Origin of the sequence: Paenarthrobacter sp. CAP02 (assembly GCF_040137855.1) — a bacterium.
Classification (GTDB): domain Bacteria; phylum Actinomycetota; class Actinomycetes; order Actinomycetales; family Micrococcaceae; genus Arthrobacter.
The window spans coordinates 224,613-241,690 of record NZ_JBEEII010000006.1; the positions used below are offsets into that span (position 1 = coordinate 224,613).

Sequence of the window (17,078 nt, forward strand, 5' to 3'; positions counted from 1 at the left end):
GTCCGGCGGGTGTGCCGGGCTTGCTTTACTGGGAGCATGGAAATATCCGATGGCGACGACCGCACGCTGCGTGCTGACGGGCTGCTCAATGGCCGCGACCTCGGAGGACTCAAGCGGTCCGACGGGACCTTCACGCCACGCGGGGTCTTCTTTCGCAGCGAAAATGTCGACCTGCTGACCGCGGCGGGATGGCAAGCCCTCTATGACTCCGGGATCCGCACAGTCGTTGACCTCCGGCAACGACAGGAGCGGGAGATGGATAACCAGGAGCGTCCCCCGTGGGTAACAACCGTCCACGTCGATCTTGACGGCTTGGAGAACACCGGGTTCTGGGGAGGCTTCTGGGACAACGGCTTGGTAGGCACTGCGCTCTATTTCCTGCCGCACCTCACTGCAATGCCAGAACGTGCAGGCTCGACCCTTTCAGCGATCTTGAACGCAGCGCCGGGCGGCGTCCTCTTCCATTGCATGGGTGGCAGGGACAGAACCGGGATCATTGCCATGCTCCTGCTCTCGGCGGTAGGTGTCGAGCAGGAGGCCATCGTCCACGACTATATGGAAACAGTCCGACTCGACGATCTTCGAGCCGCCAGCACCAACCGGAACAGAGCGGAAGCTCAGCTCAATGAACTCTGCGTGCGCCACGGAACGACCACGGAGGGAGCGTTCCGAGCCGCCCTGACTGGCCTCGACTTGGACGGTTTTATTGAGGCCGCTGGGCTTAATGAAAAAGACCGCGCCACGCTTGCCTCTTGGCGCGGCAGCGTGTGTTGCGAGGGTTCATAGATGTCGCCCTGCCAGAATCTCTTTTGCGCGATCCGACCACATCAGCCCTTTCCAGATTTTCTCGCCGGTTGTGTAAGAAACGACGGTTCCCGGGACACTAAAGAGTTGACTGATCAAATCGCACGAGCCCGGGGGAACAGAACCAGATGTTGGCTACCAGAGAGCAGGAACTGATCGCTCTTCACGCTGAACACTTCAGCCGCATCTACCAGTACATCGCGTATCGGATTAACGACCGTGAACGGGCTGAGGAACTTGCCAACGACGTGTTCCGGATTGTCTGGGAGAAACAACCAACCGAGCCCCCCGGAATCGGATGGCTGATCGCCACAGCCAGGAACGTACTGGGCAATGAATACAAAGGTCGACGCCGCCGCGAGCAACTTATGGAACGACTCGCGGAAGAAGCCCGCACCCAAGACGCCACTACGCACGATGATGGCCAGCGAGGAAGCGTCGCCGTGATCCTGTCCCGTCTCAAGGACCGGGACCGGGAAATTCTGATGCTCTCCTATTGGGACGATCTCACCACTGCCGAACTGGCCGAAAGCCTCGGATGTACATCATCCGCAGCAGCCGTCCGGCTCCACAGGGCCCGCAAAGCTTTCGCCAAAGCCGCACCACAACACCTCATGACAGAACGGGAAGTCTAGCCATGGACCGCATCGAACAACTCATGAAAAACGCCAAACCCCAGCTCCCAGATCCGGGAACAACCCCGGGCGTCCTGCCGGGCCAGTCCCATGCCTACTCCGATGACCCCAATTTCATTTCCCTCGCGGATGGCGCATCCATCCACGTCCACCGTGCACCGGCCAAACGTCACTGGGGGCGTCTCGCGGGTGCCGGGGTTGCCGCAGCGGCCGTCGCTGCCACCGTCCTGGTCGGCGCTAACCTGGCGTCGCAACCGGACAACACCGCTGCGTTCCCCACAGGAGAGGCAGTCATCCCGGCGGCTACGTCGACCGCTTCTGGAAAATCTTCCATGGCAGGGAGCACAGTGACCGACTCCTTTGGCAACGTCGCCTACTACACCACAGTCCCCGGTGACACCATAACGGCAGTAGCTGCACACTTGGGCATCAGCGAGAAGAAACTCGCTGAATTCAACGGGATTCAGGCTGGCAGCGAATTGGCACCCAACACGACGCTTCGATCCTTCCCCGCTCCGGGTCCAACCATCGGAGCAACGGGGACGGCCACCGTGGACGCGAGCGGCATTCCCACCAGCTACACGATCGAGCCCGGTGACACCCTTGCCGGGATCACTTACCGGTTTGGAATCACCGAAGAACAACTGGCTGAAGCGAACAAGGTCGCCTTCACGTACGAGAAGGGCAATGTCTACTTCGTCCGTGCCGGGAACCACATCCAACTGCAGAAAAACCCGGTGGACAGCAGATCCGGCCAAGGAACAAGCATCAACAATTCCTTCGGCCAGGCGGTTTTCTACACCACCGTCGACGGTGACTCCCTCGACAGCATCGGCTACAAATTCCGGTGCACCACCGACCAGTTGCTCCGGTGGAACACGACCCTCACAGCCGACCGAACCATCCCGGCGGGAACCAAGCTCAGACTCATGCCCGGCGAAACCGTCATTGAGGGTGCACAAGGCACGTACACCACAGACGCCGAAGGGATCCCCCTGACCTACACCACTGCCCCAGGGGACACCGAGCGGCAGATCGCTTTCCGTTTCGGAATTCCGGAGATCGCGGACCTGTCATCGGCGAACCGCCCGCTCGCCGGCACCGACCGTGTCTGGTACGCCTTCTCAGACCTGCCCTCCGGAGAGTTAGTCCCAGGCCAGACCATCAGCCTCAACCTGGCCAAACCCATCCACGGATGACGCCCACGCAGAGTGCGCCCTCGAAGGCCTCCCGCAAGGAACGCGAACGGCCGTCCTGATCAGGTCGGTCCTCGTGCTGAGAACATGCCATTCTTCGCCCGTAGGGCCTCCTCCTAACATTTCGGTGGGAACCCGCTACCTAAGTTCTCCGAAAAGCCCGCCGAGCGTATCTATTGACGCCCCCGATTCCCCATGACACCATGATGACCACATCTTGATACCGGTATCAACTTGTTTCAACTCTCTCAGATCGTCATAGTGAAAGGACCATCCGTGCTTGGCTTCAAAGAAGAGGAATTCCTCACGCAGACCCGCAGCGCACTGGCACTGCAGGGACAAATCGAAACGGTGGTTGACTCCATCCAGCAGCGCGGGATGACCAACCTGTTCCTCATCGGCGCGGGCGGGACCTATGCCGCGATGCTGCCATACGAGCACTTCATCCGGTCCCGCTCCACCTTGCCCGTCCGTGCGTCCATCGGCAAAGAGCTGATGCTGACCCAGGACCCCACGTTCGGCCCCGGCTCCGTGGCTGTCTTCGCGTCCGTTTCGGGTACGACGGAAGACGTTATTGAGGCCATCGAGTTCGCCAAGGCCAAGGGCGCATACACCATTGGGTTCACTGGATTCGGTGACAGCCCGTTCGCCAAAGCCTTGGATGTCTCCTTGGTGACCGAACCTAAAACCTGGCCCTTCGATATCCCAATGATTCTCTTGAGCACCCGCCTTCTCGCCGCCCAGGGCGAATTTGAAGGGTACGAAGAACTCGCTGCAGAACTCCAGACCATCCCCGAGAGCTTGGTCGGCGTCGCCCGCCAAGCAGAATCAGTGGCTGAAGCGTTCGCGGAGAAGAACAAGGACGCTGATTACCATTTCCTGGTGGGCACCGGAAACCTGTGGGGCCTTACCTACCTGTATTCCATGTGCATTCTGGAAGAAATGCAGTGGCTCCGGACCACCCGTGTGCACGGCGCGGAGTTCTTCCACGGTTCCCTTGAACTCATCGAGGAAGACACCAGCCTCATGTTGCTCCTGGGCGAGGACGAAACCCGCCCTCTGATGGAGCGGGTGGCCAAATTCGCCGAAAACTACAGCAAGAACACCACCTTGCTGGACAGCAAGGACTACGAACTCCCGGGGATTAGTCCTCGATTCCGTGCACTGCTTGCCCCGCTGATTCTGGACACAGTACTTGACCGTTTCAGCAAGCACCTCGAGCGCGTACGGAACCACTCCCTGGATCTGCGCCGCTACTACCGGGTTGTCGAATACTGACCAGCGCAACGCCCGCAAAGGCATAAGGCCGCGCTGCGGGCCCGGCGCTGTCCGGGCCCGCAGATTCGAGACAGGAACAGCATGAAAGTAATCGGTTTCGGGGACAACATTGTGGACCGTTTTCTCGACCGTAAAGTGATGTACCCCGGGGGGAACTGCGTCAACGTTGCGGTCTTTGCCCGTCGGCTGGGGGTTGAATCCGCCTACCTCGGCGTCTTTGGCTCGGATCCGCTGGGCACTTTTGTCCGCGAAGCCATTGATGCGGAGGGTGTTGACACCAGCCGGTGCATCACGCGCGACGGCCTCAACGGGGTCACTGAGATCAAGGTGGTGGACGGTGACCGCATCTTCCTGGGCTGGAACCAGGGAGGCGTCACCACAAGCGATCCCTTCGTACTGGAGGATGAACACCTCCGGTACCTGGCCTCCGCCCATCTGGTCCATTCGAGCGTCTACTCTGCCTCGGAGAACCAGTTACCTGCCTTGCGAAGCGCCGGGACACTGGTCAGTTTCGACTATTCGTCCGAGCCGGAACGTAGAACGGACGCCTATCTGGCGCAGACGGCGCCCTACGTGAACCTGGCACTCTTGTCGTGCGGAAACATGACCGTTGCCGCCGTCGAAAATGAACTAAAACGCGTTCACGCAGCAGGCGCTTCGCTTGCGGTGGGGACTCGCGGCCAGTCGGGTGCAATGATGTACGACGGCGAACGCTTCCTTACGCAGGCAGCGGCACCTACCGATCCGCTGCGGTTTGCGGACACTATGGGTTGCGGCGATGCCTTCCTGGCGGGACTCGTGGTCAGTCTGTTGAGTTCCGGTTGGAATCGATCGTTTCTGCCGCCAGTTGAGGACTGCCGGAAGGCCCTGGTCCGAGGGGCCGAGTCCGCCGCGGCGCAGTGCTATGTGGAGGGAGCCTTCGGTTATGGCCGGGCAGTGGAGATAGCGGCCGGGCACTCGAAGTAGCTACTAGGATCTGTTGCAGAGATAAATCCACGGACGGAGCCGCAAGCGCGGATTCCACAGCTGAAAGGGGCCGGATGGCGACGGATCATCAGAACCACCCGGCTGCCCCGACCATAACCGAGGTGGCAGCCGCCGCCGGAGTGGGCAGGGCGACGGTAGCCCGGACCTTGGGCAACTACGGGTCGGTCAGTGAAGCCACGCGGGCCAAGGTGATGCGCGCAGCCGAGAAATTGGGCTACCAGCCCAACACGTTGGCTCGAAGCATGACCACCGGGGTCACTAAAACCCTCGGAATTGTGCTGGCAGATGTGGCAAACCCGTTCTTCTCGGGCGTGCTCAAAGGCATTTCGGAAACCGCCAAAACGGCCGGCTACGATGCCATCATCCTGAGCACTGACGAGAAGCTTGAGCTGGAGCGCGACGCGATCGCCGTCTTGCTTGCAAAACAAGTGGATGGCCTCATTGTGGCCTCAGCTGCGGGACGAAGTGATGACGTCTCACATCTCTCCAGCGCCATTGATCGAGGAACCCCTGTGGTTCTCATCGACCGTCTGGTGGACAAACTGGAGACGGATTCGGTGGTGATCGACAACCGGGAAGCCGCGAGGTCTGCCGTTGCGTCGCTCATCCACAACGGTCATCGGCGCATAGCGTTCGCGTGGGGGCCAGTGACCCTGAGCCCGGCGACGGATTTGAAACAGATGCACAGCATCCTGGACGAAGCACTGTGGAGTGACGGCGAGCGGTTGAGGGGTTATCTCGATGCGCTCGAAGAGGCCGGGATTCCTTTCGACACTGCGCTCATCACCCATGTCCTCAAGAACGAGGGCCAGGCGACGCGGGCGGTCAGCGGGATGCTCGCCCTTGCGGACCCACCCACTGCCATCTTCACCACCGAGACTGAGGCCACGGTGGGAGCACTTCACTCCTTGCGTGCCAAAAACCTGCGCTTGCTGAAGGACGTCTCCCTGATCGGGTTCGACGACAGTCCCTGGGCGGCAGTCATGGAACCACCACTGACCATGATCCAGCAACCCATGCGCCAAATGGGTGTGGTCGCTTCCCAACAGCTCATCGCGCGGATCGACGGCGACACCTCTGCCTCGAAGAAGCACGTCCTGCCCTCGCTGCTGGTCGCCCGCTCGTCGGACGGCCCCGTGCGGGCTGCCGGCAGCGAATAGAAAATTCCCTGCCCTAATTTCCTTTGCTCTCTTCCCCGGCGCAGCAAATCATGATTCACTGTGGTACCGGTATCACAAGTTTCAACCCCAACGTTTCAATCAGGAGTTACCTTTCAGCCCGTCACTGTGAAGCCACCCAACGGCGGGCATGACTTCCAACTCCCACAGAGGAGCCCGGCTGATCGGCCCTTCGACCGAAAGAAGAACTCATGCGTAAAAGCACCCAATCATTGATGGCATTGCTGGCCGGCGCCGCCATGGCGCTCACAGGATGTGCCGGCGGCGGCAGCCAACCCGCTGCTGTCCTGGATCCCAATGCTGAGCCGCAATACACAGGAACCCTCAGCATCCTCAGTAAGTTTGGCGGCGACCCTTTGGAGCCCTACTTTGAGGACCTGGCCGCGGAGTACAAAAAGCTGCACCCTGAAGTGTCCTTCGATCTCATCCAGGAGACGGACCAGAGCATCAAGGACAAGACCAAGACGCTTACTGCGTCCCAAGCAATGCCGGACATCTACTTCACCTGGGCCGGCAGCTGGGCCAATAACTTCATTGACGGAGGCCTCGCAGCAGATCTGACCCCCGTCATTGCCCCCGGCACTGAGTGGGGAAAGAACTTCGGGGAGTCCGCGCTGAAAGCATTCGCCAAAGACGGAAAATACTTTGCCGTCCCGCTCTACAACAACGGTAAGTTCATGGGTTACAACCAGCGGATCTTCAGGGAACTCAACCTGACACCGCCGACCACCTTCGATGAGCTCATTTCGTCCTGTTCAGTGCTAAAGGAAGCCGGCTACGAGCCGATCTCCTTCGGCAACAAGGACGGTTGGCCGGGTCTGCACTACCTGCAGCAGCTCTTCGCATACGAGGTGCCCGCCGACGTTCTGCAAGCAGACTTCAGCCCGGGAACTGCCAAACTCGAGGACGCGGGTTACCTCAAGGCCATGGGCCAATTCACCACCCTGGTCAACAAGTGCACCGGCAGTGGCAAGGATTCAAACGGCGTCCTCTACACCACTGCGCAGCAGGCCCTGGCTGAGGGGAAGTCCGGAATGTACTACCAGGAGATCCTTGAATTCGACTCCACCGCCTCCGCCGACTCAAAGCTCAAGCGTGATGGATTGGGCATTTTCAAGCTTCCGGCGGCAGCAGACGCCAAGGGAGATCCGCAGGCCATTGAAGGTTCCCCCGAGGGTTACATCATCAATGCGCGTTCCAAGAACGCCGCACTCGCAGCTGACTTCATGAAATTCGCTACCAACAGCCAGAACGCTGCCAAACTGTCGGCTCCGCCGTACGGTCAGCCCAGCGCGGTCAAAGGTGCGGTGTCCGCCGCGAACTCCTCCGGGCCTGTGATCGAGGGCATCAAACAGGTGAACGAAGCATCCGCGGCCATCACGTGGCTGGACTCCGTTACTGTTCCTGCAGTCGCTGATGCCTGGTTGGCCGGTGGGGAAGCCCTGGTGGCAGGAACACAAACCCCTGACCAGGTCCTTGCTTCTGTCCGGGCTGCTTCAAGCGCAGCAAAGTAGCAGGCAGTGCCATGACAGTTTCCGATACTGCCTGGAAATCCGCGGCTCCGCCTCCGGCGCCTCTTTCCACTAAGCCGCCGAAAAGCCGGACACGCAAGCCTGTCCGGGCTCATGGCTGGCGCAACGTTGTGTGGGTACTGCCGGCCGTTCTGCTGCTGGGTTTGTTCGCCTACTTGCCCCTGGTGCAGAACCTTGGGTTCAGCTTCCTCAAATGGGATATCTACAGCGGTCGGCAAACCTTTGTAGGCGCGGATAATTACGTCCGCATGTTCAATGACCCCATCTTCTGGAAGTCACTCCTCAACAACACGCTGTACGCGGTCATCTCCATAGCCTTCCAGGTATTCGGAGCGATGATCCTCGCAGCGATGATTGAGGGACTGCGAAGCCAACGGTGGAGGGGAATCCTCCGCGCCATCTACTTTGTTCCGTCCGCCATCTCCCTGACAGTCGCGGGCCTCTTGTTCTACTTCATCTATGAACCCGAGATGGGCATCCTCAACGCGGCCTTGAATGCCCTGGGCCTGGGAAATTTCACGCAAGCATGGCTGGGACAGGAGAACACGGCGATCTTTGCCATCATCGCCATGAGCCAGTGGCAGGGATTTGGATACTGCACGCTTCTCTTCTCGGTGGCGCTCCAACGGATCCCCTCCGAACTTTATGAAGCTGCGTCGATCGACGGCGTTGGCCCCTTCCAGCGCTTCTTTTCGATCTCCTTGCCTCTCGTCAGGGAAATGACCGGACTCATGATGATCGTCACGGTGTCCGGAGCCTTCCAAGTGTTCAACGAAGTCATGGTGATGACCAGCGGAGGGCCCAACAACTCCAGTCAGGTCCTTGGCACGTGGCTCTACAGGAGTGGATTCGTCCGCAATGACTTCGGTTATGCGGCCGCCGTCGCCACTGCCGTCTTCATCATCACCCTGGTCCTGGCCGTCATTCAGCTTCGTATCTCCAAGAAAAGGAGGGTCCAATGGTGACGCGCTCAGCCCTGCTGATGGTACTCGGCCGGGTCCTCATCAAAGCGTTTCTGGTTGCCCTCGCCGTCGTCGTTGTTTATCCCTTGGTCTGGATGCTGCTCAACGGTGTGAAGTCCAATGCCGAGCTGTTTTCCAATCCGTTCGCCCTGCCCGTTGCATGGAAATGGGACAACTACATCACTGCATGGAATCGAGGGGTGGGCGACTACCTCACAACCAGCATCCTGGTTACCGTTGCTTCCACCATTGCGACAGTATTTATCAGCGCCTGGGCCGCCTATGGGTTGACCAGGGTCAACATCCCCTTCAACAGGGTGGTGCTCATCCTCATTCTTGGCGGCCTGATGCTCGCTCCCACGGTTGCCCTCATCCCGCTGGTCAAGATGTTCCAAAGCCTGGGGCTTTACAACAATCTCTGGGCACTGCTCATCCTGTACACGGCATTCCGGGTTCCCTTCACCACCTTCCTCATCCGGGCGTACATGATGGACCTGCCCGCCGAGGTGGACGAAGCAGCTTCCGTGGACGGCGCGTCGAAGGCCCGTGCGTTTTGGCAGGTTATCTTGCCCATGTGCAAGCCGATCCTGGTTTCGACTGTTCTCCTGAACATCCTGTTTACGTGGAACGAGTATCTGTTCGCCATGGTGTTCACCAGCGGGGGAGCGCTGCAAACCCTGCCCGTGGGACTGACGAATCTGATGTCCAAGCACGGCACGGACTATCCCGTAGTCTTCGCGGGCATGGCAATCGCGGCAATTCCGGTGATTGTGCTCTTCTTTGCCGGACAGCGGTACTTCATCCGTGGACTCGCTGACGGAGTTGGTAAGTAGTTATGGGTTTGGAGGGTGTACTGGGCCTGGACCAGGTCAGTGGATCGAACTTCGCCTACCAGCACCACACTCTTGAGCGTTGCCTCGATGACATGGCCGAGCTGGGAAGGACGAAGGTGGAGCTTTGGGGCATCGCGCCGCACCTTCACATTCCCCATGTTGATTCGGCACATCTGAAAATAGTCAGAAGTCAGCTGTTGGAGCGGGAGCTCACTGTCGTCTGCCTGACCCCCGAACAGGTTGCGTATCCCGTCAATATTGCCTCCGGTGAGGACTGGCTCAGAGGTCAAAGCCTGGAGTTGTTCTTGCGGGCGGCGGAAGTGTGCAGTGAGCTGGAGTCCCCCCTGTTGTTCCTGACTGCGGGACGAGGGTACGAGGACGAACCAGCTGAGGTCGCTTGGGCACGTTCCGTCGAAGCCCTCCAAACCATCACCCGGCGCGCTGCCGAACTTGGTGTGGGATGCGTTCTTGAGCCTCTTCAACGTGTTGAGTCGAACCTCGTCACTGATGTCAGCTCCCTCCGGTCAATGCTCGACGACGTCGGGTCCCCAACTTTGGGGGTGGTGATTGACACTGTTGCCATGACAGCGGCCGGAGAAGACGTCAGCGACTACGCGAACGCCTTTGGCGTGGACATCCGACACGTTCATCTGGTGGATGGTGCCCCCACTGGACACCTGGCCTGGGGCCATGGATTTCTGGACCTCGACAAGATCCTGCGCGACCTCAGCCGGCTGAACTACGGCGGAGCAATGACCTTTGAACTCTTTGGCGACGGCTCCTACGCCTTGGAGCCCCGCCTTGCAGTAGCCCGGTGCTTGGAAGCCGTCAGAGCCAGCCTGGCCACGATTTCCTCCTAGCCGATCTTTGCTTGTGGGCAGCCCCATGATTTGGGGTTTTGGTCGCAGGTGTCGGCGACGAGGGCTATTTCTGTTTTCCAGACGTGGATGGTTGTTGGTGGTGTGGTGAGGGTGAGGGTTCCGTTGATGGGTAGGGGTGGGCCGTTGTTGACGGAGTAGGTTCCGGTGTAGGTGGTGGTGAGTGTGGTGGGGTAGTTCCCAGTTTGGGTGTAGGTGTGGCTGCTGCGGGTGTTGGTGGTGAGCCATTGGGTTTGGGGGATGGGGTATCCGGCTTGGGGTGTGGGGCCGAGGGTGGTGCCGTCGCCGTAGTTGTAGGTGTAGTTGGTTGGTGTTGCGGTGAGGTGGATGTTTTGGCCGAGGATGGTGAGGTCGAAGGTTTGTTGTTGGGGTGTGGTGTAGAAGTTGGTGGGTCCGCCTTTGAGGGTGTTGGGGAAGGGTTGGGCTTGGAGGGTTCCTGGGTTGATGGGTAGTTGGCGGAAGTCGTTGAGGATCCGGGCTGCGATGTTGGCCAGGACGTTTTCGGGTTTGGTGTCGTAGAGGCAGGTTGGTCCGCTGACAGGGAGCCAGTCGGTCCATCCTGGGTTGGTGATGGCTTTTGGGGCCTCTTTCCAGATGACCGGGGTACCTTCGTCGGCTCCGGAGGTCTTGGGTGGGCAGTCCAGGGCGTCGCAGCCCGGGTCCTTCGTGTCAGGTCCGTCGGCGCGGCAGTGAGTGTCGGCCATGTACTGGTTCGGGTCCTCGACGGTAGGCGTAGTTCCTGCTTTGGGTTCGGACTTGCCTGTTTCTGGGTTGAACTTCCAAATGATTCCAGCATCGATGGTTCCCTCTTCCTCGTTCCCGCTCGCCCAGGCTGAAGAGGCGCTGGAAGCCGAAACAGGAAGTGTGAGGAGACATACGCCAACAAGCGCGATGGCGGCGATGAAGCGCCTAGCGAAGGACACCGATCTCCACCACCTTCCATGAAGCATCGAACGCGGCGATCAGGACAAAAGCACTGTTAGTCGCCGAATTGGCGGGCCTTCCTTCGGTCCCGTCTGCGTTGTAGTAGGCGATGGCGTCTTGGATGAGCTGCAGCTTTGCCAGATGTGAAGAGTCGGTGTCCTTCCAGTCAATTTCTACGACAGGGATACGAATATTTCCGCCAGCCCTCCAGCGCCCGTCTCTGTAGCTATCTGAAGTTGCATCCAGAAGTTTGGTGCAGGACGCACAATCTGAAGAGTTCAGCGTACCTAGGACAGTCGTGTCACCTGTCTCGTTGGCGTAGTTCTTGATCGCGTAGTAGTACCCAATAAACGCCTCCAACCCAGCCTTCGAGTTCTCCTTCGCAAGCTCCGGCATCACGGGGACGGGTACGTTTTGGGCCTTGCCGTTCGCGTCGGCCGGCTTGTAGGCGCCCGGAGCGGTAGAAGACGGAGCGGGTACCGGCGGGCTTGAGGCGGGTGTCGCCGTCGTCGTGCTTGTGGGGGAAGGTGGGCTGACCTGTGTGGAGCACCCCGTCAAAAGCCACACCGCGCACCAAACCACCGCCGCCAGACGGACTCGGGCAGGCGATATTGCGGCAATCGGACGGCATGGCATGACAGGCTCCCCAGAAGCTTTTGTGGCGATGTGTCGGCCAGTCTAGGTGGAGCGATCGGGCGCTACCCAGTCAAATATTGGTGGTTGTGGATAACCCGATCCGGACCACCGAATGGCTCGCGGGCCTTGTAGCCAAAGCGTCGGGGCTAGACGCTAGGGTGGTAGTCAAGAGAAGGGGAGTGCTCCATGGAAGAACAGAACGTGCAGCTTGAGCCCGTGCCTGGTGGCGAGATGATCGGGACCGGACGCACCATCATCTCCGAGGCTGCGGTGGCCAAGGTAGCCGGGATCGCTGCCCGGACAGTTCCTGGCGTCTACTCCCTGGGTTCGGGCCCCTCGCGTGCCCTGGGCGCTATCCGCGACGCCGTGGGCAGCTCAGACCACGCAGCCGGTGTACGGGCCGAGGTCGGCGAGACCCAGGTGGCCGTGGACATCAATCTTGTTGCCCTCTACGGTCATCCCCTTCACGGCGTCGCCAACCAAGTGCGGTCGGCTGTCTTCAGGGCTGTCGAGGAACTGGTTGGACTGCAGGTTATCGAAGTCAATGTCGAAATCACGGACGTCTATATCGCCCCGCCTGTGAAGTCCCCCGGTGGCAAAACCGTCGTAGTGGAAAGGGATGCGCTCCAATGAGTATGACCGTGGTGGGAATCGCGATCGGCGCCTTTGTGGCTTTCATGTCGCTGTCGTTCGGGTTGTGGGGCTTCCTCATATCGCTGCTTTTCATGGGCATCGGCGCGCTGCTGGGTCGTGCGGCTGACGGCAAGCTGGACTTGCGCAGCGTGCTGGACGCCATTACGGGCCGGCGCTCTTCGTCATGAGCGTGGCTGAGGCTGTGGAATCCACCACCAGCCTGGCCGGCCACAACCGGATCAGCACCCAGGCTCTGACATCCTTGGCCCGCGCCGCGGCCGCCGAGGCCCTCGGCGTTGAGGCCAGTGACATCCGGGCCGATTGGGCGGACGACGACGGCCTGCTGGCTTTGTCGATCGTGGCACCTATCAGTATTCCGGCCCTGACCGAGGTCCTTCGTGATCCCAACCGGGTCCAGGGCTTCGGAGGGTCGATCTGGGACCGTTCCGTGGCGGCAAAGGCAACAGTGTTGGAGATCGTCACCCGGCTCAGCGGCTCCCAGCTAAGCCGTGTGGACATCAGGATCAGTGGAGCCCAGGTCACGGAGGGTGGGCGCGTTCGATGACGCAGGATCAAGAGACTCGAACCTTGAATACAGGGGATTCCGGGGCCAGCCCGGTTGCCGGGGAGGACCCGGAGATGGCCCGCATCCTGCGCCGCGAAACGCACTCGTCCCGTGCCGGAGCAGCCACCATTGCGGCAGTGCTGGTCATTGTCCTTTGCGTCTATGCTTTGCTCGAATCCGGCGTCCGTGCCGTTGGACAGCCCCCATGGTTGATCGATCCGAGTACTGCGGCGGAGCGCGCCATCGCCCTGCCGGAGGGTATCTCGCCGTTGCTGCTGGGTGCCAGTGGTGCTGTGATTGCCATGGTCGGGCTGTTTTTCCTCCTCCACGCAGTGCTGCCGGGCCGCCGGGCCCGCCATCTCCTACGCGACCCGCGCACCGCCGTCGTCGTCGATGACGAGGTCTTGGCTTCGGCGCTGGCCCGGAGGGCCCGGACCGCTGCGAATGTCACGCAGGAACAAGTCATGGTGGTCGTGTCGCGGCAACTGGTGGTGGTCAATGTAAGGCCCACTTCCGGCAGCCGCGTGAGCGAGGAAGCGGTTCGGTCCGCGGTCCAGGCTGAACTTGAAGAAATGTCGCCGGTGCCGATGCCTTCGGTTCGGGTCAACCTTGCGTCGTCGGGGGTGATCGGAGCGTGAATGGAACACCGCGGGCTCTTAACCGCGTGCTGCTGTTCATCATCGGAGTGAAGCTCCTTGCCGTCGGGCTCCTTCTCCTGCTGCTGGCCACGGTTCCTGCCGTTGCCACCTGGTGGCATGGCTGGTCCGCCGGAGCGTGGGCGCGGACGGAACAGCTCTTCAGGGACACCCGCTTTCCCGGGCGGGAGGAGAGCTGGCTGTGGATCGTGGCCGGCCTCGTCCTGGTGGCCGTCATTGTGGCGATGATTGCCTGGCTATCCCAGCAAGGCAAAGGCCGGGCCAACTTCCTGGTGTCCAGCGATGACGACAGCGACGTCGACGGCCAAGTCCGGATTGGCGGGGGCGTCGCCGAGCAGGCGCTGCGTGCCGCACTTTCCGAGAGGACCGACCTCGCCAGCGCGTCTGTGGCCACCCTTGAGGTGAAAGGAAAGCCGGGGCTGCGCATCCGCATCCAACCCAGGCAAGGAGTAGCACCCCACATCCTTGCTGCCGAGGTTTCCCAACTGGTTGAAGCCCTGGACCTGGTGATTGGGCAGAAGACTCCGGTGCTGGTCCACATGGTTTCGGGTGCCCGGTCAAGGTTCACCCGTGCTGAACGGGTTCGCTGATGGCAGGAAATGCTCCACACAGGACGGGAGGTCGCGGTGGCCGGAACCGAGACGCTTGAGGCGTCACTGGATGAGGTGATGGCCGAACTGGCCGCCTTGGAGGACCCCCGTGCGCGCGAAGTGAACGAAAGACACGGCGACGATCATGGAGTAAATCTCAGCAAGTTGCGTGCCGTGGCCAAGAGGCTGAAGACGCAACAGGACCTGGCCCGGGAACTTTGGAACACCGGAGACACTGCCGCCAGGCTCCTGTCTTTGCTGATCTGCCGGCCGAAAGCCTTTGCCAGAGACGAACTGGACAGCATGGTGCGCCAAGCGAAGACCCCGAAGGTCAACGACTGGCTCGTCAACTATGTGGTCAAGAAGAGCCCCTACTGCGAAGAACTGCGGATCTTGTGGTTTTCCGACGCGGACCCCGTGGTGGCCGCCGCCGGTTGGGCCCTGACCTCCGAACGTATCGTCAAGAAGCCCGAGGGCCTGGACCTGGACCAGCTCCTGGACCTGATCGAGGCCGACATGAAGGACGCCCCGGAACGACTCCAGTGGGCCATGAACAACTGCCTGGCACAGATCGGGATCGAGCACCCTGGGCATCGCTCCCGGGCGCTCAGCATCGGTGAGCGTTTGGAGGTCCTCAAGGACTATCCCACGCCGCCCAATTGCACGTCACCGTTCGCGCCCATCTGGATCACTGAAATGGTTCGCCGCAAGGGCTGATCTCCGCGGAGGCTAGCCCCTGTTGCGGTGCATCATGCGGTAGGTGATCTCGGCGAGGAGTTCCTCGTCGGAAAGGTGCGATGCCCGCGCGATGGGGGCAGCGGGAACGGCGACCCGGGGTGGGCCCTGCCGGGTTTCGTCGGCATTGCGCATGTCGTCCGGGGTGATCATGTCCGGGGCGAACGTTGACTTCCCTTTGAGGACCTCGGACACCGAACCGGCACGCCAACCCAGGGCATGTTCAAGCTTGCGTTGGTTGATCTCCTGCGCGCGGCGGGTTCCCGATTCCAGCGTCCGGACGGTCTTGATGGCCGTTCCAGCCTGCTTGGCCAACTGCACCTGGCTCAGCCCTTGCGCCAGGCGTTCTTCCTTGATCAGTCGGCCGATGGTCTGTAGTGCTTCAAGTTCATCCACACTTCTTAGTTTTCCATAGGCAATATTGGGCAATCAAATCGGATAATGGGCAATCATGCTCCACGCCCGCCATATCGGGGCCAATGGCGCCACGACTGGAGTAGATATAAATTAGGCAGGCTGCTTTGTATCGTTGTGGTTACGGTGCGTGTAAGCGCTTGCATATTTGCGATAATCATCGCTAGTGTGAGCGTCACCACATCAATTGCGCCGCCGAATCACTTGTACTCAGCGAGGAGTCTTTAGCATGAAGAAAACCAAGTACCTGCTACCGGTCGCAGCCGCCGGTGTCCTGGCACTTACCATGTCCGCCTGCAGCGGCAACAGCGGAGGTGGCGGATCCACTGCCGGATCAAGCGACTGTTCCGCCTACGACACGTACGGCAAGCACGAAGGCAAGACCGTTTCGGTGTACTCCACGATCGTGGACACCGAGGCCACTAACCTCGAAGAATCCTGGAAGCAGTTCGAGCAGTGCACGGGCATCACCGTCAAGTACGAAGGCAGCAAGGAATTCGAGACCCAGATTGGCGTCCGCGCCCAGTCCGGAACCGCCCCTGACGTAGCGATCTTCCCGCAGCCCGGCCTTCTCGCCACCCAGGCCCGCGCCGGCTACCTCAAGCCCGCTCCAAAGGCCGTCTCCGACCTGGTGGACAAGAACTGGTCCCCTGACTGGAAGAAGTACGGCACCGTGGATGGCACCTACTACGGCGCCCCGATGCTCGCGAACGTCAAGGGCTACGTCTGGTACTCACCCAAGACCTTCAAGGACAAGGGCTGGGAAGTTCCCAAGACGTGGGCACAGATGATGGACCTCACCAAGAAGATCGCCGATGACAAGACCATGAAGCCGTGGTGTGCCGGGTTCGAATCCGGTGAAGCAACGGGCTGGCCGGGTACTGACTGGATCGAGGACGTTGTCCTGCGCGCCCAGGGCCCCGAGGTATACGACCAGTGGGTCAACCACACGATTCCTTTCAACGACCCCAAGATCGTCAAGGCATTCGACCAGGTTGGCGACATCCTCCTCAACCCGAACTACGTCAACGGTGGCTTCGGTGACCCCCGCTCGATCCTGAGCACGGCATTCGCTCAGGCCGGCCAGCCGGTACTTGATGGCCAGTGCGCCATGCACCACCAGGCCTCGTTCCAGGCATCCAACTGGCCCGCGGGCACCAACGTTGCCGAGGACGGTGACGTCTGGGCGTTCATGACTCCTCCCATCGACGAGTCCAAGGGCACGGCCATCACCGGTGGCGGTGAAACCGTTGGCGCTTACAAGGACACCCCTGAGGTCCAGGCTTACCTGGCATTCATGGCAAGCGCAGACTTCGCCAACAACCGCGTGAAGCTCGGCGGTGCCATCAGCGCAAACAAGGGCCTTGACCCGAACAACGCCCAGTCGGCCCTGGACAAGCAGTCCATCCAGCTCCTCCAGGATCCCAAGACTGTCTTCCGGTTTGACGGCTCTGACCTGATGCCGAGTGCAGTGGGTTCCAACTCCTTCTGGAAGGGCATTGTTGCCTGGATCAATGGCAGCTCTTCGCAGCAGGTAACGGACAGCATCGAAGCCAGCTGGCCTAAGAGCTAACTACGAAAGCGCTGCCTCCCTGCCTGGTTTCGCCTGGTCGGGAGGCAGCGCTTTTCCCGGAACTCAGTG

20 protein-coding genes are annotated in these 17,078 nt (G+C 60.6%); 17 read left to right on the top strand and 3 right to left on the bottom strand.

All coding sequences use genetic code 11. From position 1 onward, the window contains the following. The first annotated feature begins 36 nt into the window (after positions 1–36). From ABHM97_RS12715 to ABHM97_RS12760, 10 genes are all read left to right on the top strand, one after another. Positions 37–786, top strand: a complete 750-nt coding sequence (locus ABHM97_RS12715) for a tyrosine-protein phosphatase (protein ID WP_349470952.1) — start codon at positions 37–39, stop codon at positions 784–786. A gap of 146 nt (positions 787–932) precedes the next feature. Further along, positions 933–1,439 carry an RNA polymerase sigma factor gene (locus tag ABHM97_RS12720; protein ID WP_349470953.1) on the top strand — a complete coding sequence of 169 codons (507 nt, stop codon included), beginning with the start codon at positions 933–935 and terminating at the stop codon, positions 1,437–1,439. 2 nt (positions 1,440–1,441) lie between these two features. Then, positions 1,442–2,638: a LysM peptidoglycan-binding domain-containing protein gene (locus ABHM97_RS12725; RefSeq protein WP_349470954.1), complete on the top strand. Its 1,197-nt coding sequence runs from the start codon at positions 1,442–1,444 to the stop codon at positions 2,636–2,638. Positions 2,639–2,911: 273 nt separating this feature from the next. Then, positions 2,912–3,913 (top strand): SIS domain-containing protein, encoded by a 1,002-nt coding sequence (locus ABHM97_RS12730; RefSeq protein ID WP_349470955.1) that lies wholly within the window; start codon positions 2,912–2,914, stop codon positions 3,911–3,913. A gap of 81 nt (positions 3,914–3,994) precedes the next feature. Further along, complete coding sequence (locus ABHM97_RS12735) at positions 3,995–4,879, top strand: PfkB family carbohydrate kinase (protein ID WP_349470956.1); 885 nt, start codon at positions 3,995–3,997, stop codon at positions 4,877–4,879. A 74-nt stretch (positions 4,880–4,953) separates the two neighbouring features. Further along, positions 4,954–6,060, top strand: coding sequence for a LacI family DNA-binding transcriptional regulator (locus ABHM97_RS12740; RefSeq protein ID WP_235520155.1), 1,107 nt, complete (start codon positions 4,954–4,956; stop codon positions 6,058–6,060). A gap of 209 nt (positions 6,061–6,269) precedes the next feature. After that, the gene (locus ABHM97_RS12745) at positions 6,270–7,592 is read left to right on the top strand and encodes an ABC transporter substrate-binding protein (protein WP_349470958.1); all 1,323 of its coding nucleotides are present in this window, start codon (positions 6,270–6,272) and stop codon (positions 7,590–7,592) included. An 11-nt stretch (positions 7,593–7,603) separates the two neighbouring features. After that, a complete protein-coding gene (locus tag ABHM97_RS12750; RefSeq protein ID WP_349470960.1) occupies positions 7,604–8,575 on the top strand; it encodes a carbohydrate ABC transporter permease in 972 nt (323 codons plus the stop codon). Then, positions 8,569–9,405, top strand: coding sequence for a carbohydrate ABC transporter permease (locus ABHM97_RS12755; RefSeq protein WP_349470962.1), 837 nt, complete (start codon positions 8,569–8,571; stop codon positions 9,403–9,405). The genes ABHM97_RS12750 and ABHM97_RS12755 overlap by 7 nt, the downstream gene beginning before the upstream one ends. A 2-nt stretch (positions 9,406–9,407) precedes the next feature. Beyond that, positions 9,408–10,265 carry a sugar phosphate isomerase/epimerase family protein gene (locus ABHM97_RS12760; RefSeq protein ID WP_349470964.1) on the top strand — a complete coding sequence of 286 codons (858 nt, stop codon included), beginning with the start codon at positions 9,408–9,410 and terminating at the stop codon, positions 10,263–10,265. On the opposite strand, the gene ABHM97_RS12765 is transcribed toward ABHM97_RS12760, so the two are convergent. Together ABHM97_RS12765 and ABHM97_RS12770 are read right to left on the bottom strand one after the other, a co-directional pair. Next, positions 10,262–11,206, bottom strand: coding sequence for a hypothetical protein (locus tag ABHM97_RS12765; RefSeq protein ID WP_349470966.1), 945 nt, complete (start codon positions 11,204–11,206; stop codon positions 10,262–10,264). The genes ABHM97_RS12760 and ABHM97_RS12765 overlap by 4 nt on opposite strands. Then, on the bottom strand, positions 11,193–11,843 hold the full coding sequence (locus tag ABHM97_RS12770; protein WP_349470968.1) for a DUF6318 family protein: 651 nt from the start codon (positions 11,841–11,843) through the stop codon (positions 11,193–11,195). Before ABHM97_RS12770 ends, ABHM97_RS12765 begins: the two co-directional genes overlap by 14 nt. A gap of 186 nt (positions 11,844–12,029) precedes the next feature. On the opposite strand from ABHM97_RS12770, the gene ABHM97_RS12775 reads away from it, so the two are divergent. The 6 genes from ABHM97_RS12775 (at position 12,030) to ABHM97_RS12800 (ending at position 15,004) form a co-directional block, all read left to right on the top strand. Further along, on the top strand, positions 12,030–12,476 hold the full coding sequence (locus ABHM97_RS12775; RefSeq protein WP_349470970.1) for an Asp23/Gls24 family envelope stress response protein: 447 nt from the start codon (positions 12,030–12,032) through the stop codon (positions 12,474–12,476). Continuing rightward, entirely contained in the window at positions 12,473–12,664 is a 192-nt protein-coding gene (locus ABHM97_RS12780) for a DUF2273 domain-containing protein (RefSeq protein ID WP_089593421.1), read from the top strand. Before ABHM97_RS12775 ends, ABHM97_RS12780 begins: the two co-directional genes overlap by 4 nt. Then, positions 12,661–13,041: a hypothetical protein gene (locus tag ABHM97_RS12785; RefSeq protein ID WP_349470972.1), complete on the top strand. Its 381-nt coding sequence runs from the start codon at positions 12,661–12,663 to the stop codon at positions 13,039–13,041. Before ABHM97_RS12780 ends, ABHM97_RS12785 begins: the two co-directional genes overlap by 4 nt. Next, the gene (locus ABHM97_RS12790; protein ID WP_349470974.1) at positions 13,038–13,679 is read left to right on the top strand and encodes a DUF6286 domain-containing protein; all 642 of its coding nucleotides are present in this window, start codon (positions 13,038–13,040) and stop codon (positions 13,677–13,679) included. The genes ABHM97_RS12785 and ABHM97_RS12790 overlap by 4 nt, the downstream gene beginning before the upstream one ends. After that, positions 13,676–14,287, top strand: coding sequence for a hypothetical protein (locus tag ABHM97_RS12795; protein ID WP_349470975.1), 612 nt, complete (start codon positions 13,676–13,678; stop codon positions 14,285–14,287). Before ABHM97_RS12790 ends, ABHM97_RS12795 begins: the two co-directional genes overlap by 4 nt. A gap of 78 nt (positions 14,288–14,365) precedes the next feature. After that, the gene (locus tag ABHM97_RS12800; protein WP_349471085.1) at positions 14,366–15,004 is read left to right on the top strand and encodes a DNA alkylation repair protein; all 639 of its coding nucleotides are present in this window, start codon (positions 14,366–14,368) and stop codon (positions 15,002–15,004) included. 12 nt (positions 15,005–15,016) lie between these two features. On the opposite strand, the gene ABHM97_RS12805 is transcribed toward ABHM97_RS12800, so the two are convergent. After that, a complete protein-coding gene (locus ABHM97_RS12805; RefSeq protein ID WP_235520145.1) occupies positions 15,017–15,418 on the bottom strand; it encodes a helix-turn-helix domain-containing protein in 402 nt (133 codons plus the stop codon). A gap of 247 nt (positions 15,419–15,665) precedes the next feature. Here ABHM97_RS12805 and ABHM97_RS12810 point away from each other — a divergent pair, with 247 nt between their 5' ends. Continuing rightward, the gene (locus ABHM97_RS12810) at positions 15,666–17,009 is read left to right on the top strand and encodes an ABC transporter substrate-binding protein (RefSeq protein WP_349470976.1); all 1,344 of its coding nucleotides are present in this window, start codon (positions 15,666–15,668) and stop codon (positions 17,007–17,009) included. Positions 17,010–17,078: the final 69 nt, after the last annotated feature.

Bases quoted from the DNA above. Each gene is read 5' to 3' on its own strand.
- ABHM97_RS12715 (WP_349470952.1), top strand. From the start codon at position 37: ATGGAAATATCCGATGGCGACGACCGCACGCTGCGTGCTGACGGGCTG.
- ABHM97_RS12720 (WP_349470953.1), top strand. From the start codon at position 933: ATGTTGGCTACCAGAGAGCAGGAACTGATCGCTCTTCACGCTGAACAC.
- ABHM97_RS12725 (WP_349470954.1), top strand. From the start codon at position 1,442: ATGGACCGCATCGAACAACTCATGAAAAACGCCAAACCCCAGCTCCCA.
- ABHM97_RS12735 (WP_349470956.1), top strand. From the start codon at position 3,995: ATGAAAGTAATCGGTTTCGGGGACAACATTGTGGACCGTTTTCTCGAC.
- ABHM97_RS12740 (WP_235520155.1), top strand. From the start codon at position 4,954: ATGGCGACGGATCATCAGAACCACCCGGCTGCCCCGACCATAACCGAG.
- ABHM97_RS12745 (WP_349470958.1), top strand. From the start codon at position 6,270: ATGCGTAAAAGCACCCAATCATTGATGGCATTGCTGGCCGGCGCCGCC.
- ABHM97_RS12750 (WP_349470960.1), top strand. From the start codon at position 7,604: ATGACAGTTTCCGATACTGCCTGGAAATCCGCGGCTCCGCCTCCGGCG.
- ABHM97_RS12755 (WP_349470962.1), top strand. From the start codon at position 8,569: ATGGTGACGCGCTCAGCCCTGCTGATGGTACTCGGCCGGGTCCTCATC.
- ABHM97_RS12760 (WP_349470964.1), top strand. From the start codon at position 9,408: ATGGGTTTGGAGGGTGTACTGGGCCTGGACCAGGTCAGTGGATCGAAC.
- ABHM97_RS12770 (WP_349470968.1), bottom strand. From the start codon at position 11,843: ATGCCATGCCGTCCGATTGCCGCAATATCGCCTGCCCGAGTCCGTCTG.
- ABHM97_RS12775 (WP_349470970.1), top strand. From the start codon at position 12,030: ATGGAAGAACAGAACGTGCAGCTTGAGCCCGTGCCTGGTGGCGAGATG.
- ABHM97_RS12780 (WP_089593421.1), top strand. From the start codon at position 12,473: ATGAGTATGACCGTGGTGGGAATCGCGATCGGCGCCTTTGTGGCTTTC.
- ABHM97_RS12785 (WP_349470972.1), top strand. From the start codon at position 12,661: ATGAGCGTGGCTGAGGCTGTGGAATCCACCACCAGCCTGGCCGGCCAC.
- ABHM97_RS12790 (WP_349470974.1), top strand. From the start codon at position 13,038: ATGACGCAGGATCAAGAGACTCGAACCTTGAATACAGGGGATTCCGGG.
- ABHM97_RS12800 (WP_349471085.1), top strand. From the start codon at position 14,366: ATGGCCGAACTGGCCGCCTTGGAGGACCCCCGTGCGCGCGAAGTGAAC.
- ABHM97_RS12810 (WP_349470976.1), top strand. From the start codon at position 15,666: ATGAAGAAAACCAAGTACCTGCTACCGGTCGCAGCCGCCGGTGTCCTG.